We start from the raw sequence: 3,528 nt of genomic DNA, 5'->3' as shown, positions 1-3,528 counted from the left end.
CAGCCCCGACCATCCGCTCGCCATCCTCGGCAAGCGCTCGTTGCCTGTGTTCATCACCGGCACGGTTCTCGCCATGGTGGCGCAGGTGCTGAAGCTGATCAATCCGGGCGGCCTCGCCTATGACACCCTGCTGATATCGGCCGGCATCGCCATGCAGTTCGCGCTCGCGTTCTATCTCGAATGGCTGTCCGGCATCGGTTCATCGGGCAAGAAGCCGGCCCGCGGCGAGGTGCCAGCGCGTGCGTCTTTCGGCGTCCAGCCGATGGCAGCGGGGAATCGGTGAGGTCGGTCAGGGCCTCGCCGGTCCGGTCGATGCCCGGACGATCAGTTCGACACCGAGCATCTCGCGCCGCACTGAGCCGTCGAAATTGAGGATCATTCGCGCCGCCCGACGGCCGATCTCGGCGATCGGCTGGGCGATCGTGGTGAGCCGAGGGCTGCACAGCAGGCCGTCCGGAACGCCGTCGAAACCGATGACCGAGACATCCCCCGGGACATTCAGACCCCGCCCGCTCAGCCAGTCGACCGCGACCATGGCCATGCGGTCGGACATCGCCAGGATCGCTGTGGGCGGCTCGCCGCTGGCGAAGATGGCTTCGAGGCCGGCCCTGGTGGAGGCGGCCTCGTTTTCGGTCTCGTAGACCGGCACCTTGGTGGTGTCGATGCCGAAGCGGGAAAGCTCCTCGAAATAGCCGGCAAGTCGGTCGCGCGTTGCGGTGTAGAGCGCCGTCCCGAGCCGCCCGGGCGTCACAAGACCGGTGCTGCCGTCAACGAAAGGCAGCGACAGAACGGCGAAGCGGCGGTGCCCAAGTTCGCCGAGATGACGCGCGGCCAGCCTTGCGCCGGCGACGTTGTCGATACCGATCATCGAGATGGTGTCGTCATCGAAGCCGACTGCGAGCGCGACGAAGGGGAGCCTGCGTTCGCGCGTCAGCTCGACGAGGCGAGGGCCTCCCTCGATGCAGAACAGGATGAAGCCGTCGACCAGGGCACTCTGGATGTTCCAGGCGAGTTTTTCGTCATTTTGAGCCGATACCAACGCAATGCCGGCACCTGTGGCGTCGCATGCCTCGGAGATACCGGCCATCATCACGCGCGCGAAAGGGTCGTCGAAGAAATAGGAGAGGGGCTCGGTCGATGCGACGCCGATCGCATTGACCTTGCCGGCGCGCAGCAGCCGGCCTTTGGGGTCGGGTCCGGCATAGCCCATCGCCTCGGCCACCGCCTTGACCCGCTCGCGCACTTCCGCGCGCACGATCTCCGGGCGGCTGAAGACGTTGGAGGCCGTGCCATGCGAGACGCCGGCCGCCTTGGCGATATCGGCCAGCCGGATGGGGCGTGCCTGGCCTTCGATGAGTGATGCCATGTCTGTTCTCCCGGACCTCCCACGCCGCACTACATGGACGGGGATCGATCTCCGGTCCAATATCATTTTTCTTGGATCGATTCAAATTCCGCTTGACTCCCAGGTCGGATGGCCTATGTTTGAATCGATCCAAGTTGGCAATTCGGCCGATTGGAGCGAGTTTGGAAGGAGGGTGCGATGCATCCGGTCAACTTTCTGTTTGAGGACGTCTACCGCAACGATTGGGGCATTGCCTCGGCTGCGCTCAGCGAGAAGCGCCGCGGCAAGGCAAGTCCATGGAGGCGCGAGCCGCGCTTTATCGTGGATCGCAAGCGCGGCTGAGCGGTCGGTCTTTTTCACGTCGATCGATTGGATCGATTCAATTCAGAGGAACAAAGCTATGCATCCGATGAACCATCTGTTCGAGGATATCTATCGCAACTATTGGGGCATCTCTCCGGCGTCCGAGCGGCCGGAGCGGCGGCGCCTCACAGGGCCGGCCGTGCGCAGTCGCGAATGGCTGGCAAGGCGCGAGCGCCGGCAGGACTGAGCGCCGGTCTCAGGCGCGACGCAGGACGAGGGCCGAACCGGCGATCGCCAGCCAGCCTGCAATCAGGAGGGTGCCGCCGATCGGCGCCGACATCGGAAACAGCCGCGAACCCAGGAAGTCGCGGGCGAGAAGATCGCCGCAGAAAAGCACCAGCCCGAAAAGCAGGACCAGGCTTGCGATTCGCAGGGCGCGGTCGGCGCCGATCAGCCCGACGGCGAGGAAGACCGGCGCGTGCATGAGCAGGAAAGACGCCGCCGTGCCGACGAAGCCGCCGCCCAGATGCGCGGCCGCGGCCGACAGCGCCACGCCCGCCGCGCCGCAGAGGCCGCCGGCAAGAACGAAGATGCGGCTGCCTCCGCTAGCTGCTTGTTCAGTTGTGCCCATATGGGGGTGCCTCCTGCCATACGACCGATGTAGTGAAAGCGCGGATGGTGTCGCGAACTCAGCCGATGAAGTAGCGATAGCCGAGCCAGGCCGCCAGTGTGGCAGATGCGCCCCAGACGGAAGCGATGACGACTGCGGCTACCCGACTCACCGGGCGCTCTCCCGCAAGCGCGGCAGCGGCTCGATGTTCTGCCATGACCTCCGGTGGAATCATCTTCAGCACGGCCAGGATGCCGAGCGGCACAATGATTGCGTCATCGAGATATCCCAGCACCGGGATGAAGTCGGGAATCAAGTCTATTGGAGACAGGGCATAGCCGGCGACACATAGCGCCAGCACCTTCGCATACCAAGGCGTACGGGCATCACCGGCCGCGAGATAGATCGCGTGCACGTCTTGCTTGATCGTGCGCGCCCAGTCCTTCAGCTTGCCGTTCATCGGGTGGGTTTATCCGCAAAAGGCGAACGTGTCAGGAACTGCCGGCTTGCGCCAGTATGTTGCGCGTGCGCCGCGACTGGACAATCCAGTTGTAGGCCGCGCCGCCGGCCATCAGCAGCGATGTTCCCAGGAATACCGAGCGCATGCCGAAATGGCCTCCGGCAAAGCCGCCGAGCAGTGGCCCGGCCACCTGGCCGACATATTGCGCCGAGATTGACAGGCCCAGCACATTGCCGCCGACGCCGTCCGGCACGTTGTGGCGGATGACGCTGGTGATGCAGGGCAGGAGCCCGCCCAGCGCCAGACCCATCAGGAAGCGCAGACCGATCAACTGCCAGCCCTCTGTGACGAAGGCCTGTGGGATCAACAGCAGGGCCGAGATGGCAAGCGCGGCGATCACCACGTTCCAGTGGCCGATGCGGTCGGCGAGCTTGCCCAGCCACGAGGCCGACAGGATGGCGCCGAGCGCCGCCGCCGACATGACCACCCCGGCGACCAAGGTCACCCGGCTCTCGTCCTCGATCAGCTGCTGCACATAGACAGTGATGATCGGCTCGATCGACATGGTAGCGAAGGCGAGCAGCATGCCGGTCGCCAGCATGGCGACGACCGGGCGCTTGTCGGGGATCTGCGACCAGCCGCTTTTCGGCTTTGACGCAGCTCCAGTTTTGGCCGCCGCCGGGCGAGGGGTCTCCTTGATCAGGAAGGTCGTCGCCAGGAAGGCGAGGAAGATGACGCCGCCCGACAGCAGGAAGGTGGCGCGGATGCCGATCACCGGCGGCAATGCGCCACCCAGCAGCGGCCCGACCA

General features: G+C 65.2%; 7 protein-coding genes. 3 read left to right on the top strand and 4 right to left on the bottom strand.

Annotation, left to right across the window (positions count from 1 at the left end):
• Positions 1-283, top strand: a 283-nt coding sequence (opgC, locus tag EOA33_RS28510) for an OpgC domain-containing protein (RefSeq protein ID WP_190234396.1), incomplete at its 5' end; no start/stop codon positions are given.
• A 6-nt stretch (positions 284-289) separates the two neighbouring features.
• Here the strand turns inward: opgC and EOA33_RS28505 are convergent.
• Positions 290-1,366 carry a LacI family DNA-binding transcriptional regulator gene (locus tag EOA33_RS28505; protein WP_127407157.1) on the bottom strand — a complete coding sequence of 359 codons (1,077 nt, stop codon included), beginning with the start codon at positions 1,364-1,366 and terminating at the stop codon, positions 290-292.
• Between the two features lie 177 nt (positions 1,367-1,543).
• Between EOA33_RS28505 and EOA33_RS39340 the strand changes: the two genes are divergently transcribed.
• Both EOA33_RS39340 and EOA33_RS39335 read left to right on the top strand, forming a co-directional pair.
• A complete protein-coding gene (locus EOA33_RS39340) occupies positions 1,544-1,687 on the top strand; it encodes a hypothetical protein (RefSeq protein ID WP_189347756.1) in 144 nt (47 codons plus the stop codon).
• A 58-nt stretch (positions 1,688-1,745) separates the two neighbouring features.
• Entirely contained in the window at positions 1,746-1,895 is a 150-nt protein-coding gene (locus EOA33_RS39335; protein ID WP_189363066.1) for a hypothetical protein, read from the top strand.
• A 9-nt stretch (positions 1,896-1,904) separates the two neighbouring features.
• Here EOA33_RS39335 and EOA33_RS28500 read toward each other — a convergent pair whose 3' ends face one another.
• The 3 genes from EOA33_RS28500 to EOA33_RS28490 form a co-directional block, all read right to left on the bottom strand.
• Positions 1,905-2,279, bottom strand: coding sequence for a DUF423 domain-containing protein (locus EOA33_RS28500; protein ID WP_126054962.1), 375 nt, complete (start codon positions 2,277-2,279; stop codon positions 1,905-1,907).
• 58 nt (positions 2,280-2,337) lie between these two features.
• A complete protein-coding gene (locus EOA33_RS28495) occupies positions 2,338-2,718 on the bottom strand; it encodes a YkvA family protein (protein ID WP_126054961.1) in 381 nt (126 codons plus the stop codon).
• A gap of 31 nt (positions 2,719-2,749) precedes the next feature.
• The coding region (locus EOA33_RS28490; RefSeq protein WP_127407156.1) for an MFS transporter at positions 2,750-3,528 on the bottom strand (779 nt) is incomplete at its 5' end.

The sequence above is a fragment of the Mesorhizobium sp. M4A.F.Ca.ET.050.02.1.1 genome (assembly GCF_003997725.1).
In the GTDB taxonomy this organism is placed as follows: domain Bacteria; phylum Pseudomonadota; class Alphaproteobacteria; order Rhizobiales; family Rhizobiaceae; genus Mesorhizobium.
This window is presented reverse-complemented; position numbering and strand designations above follow the sequence as displayed.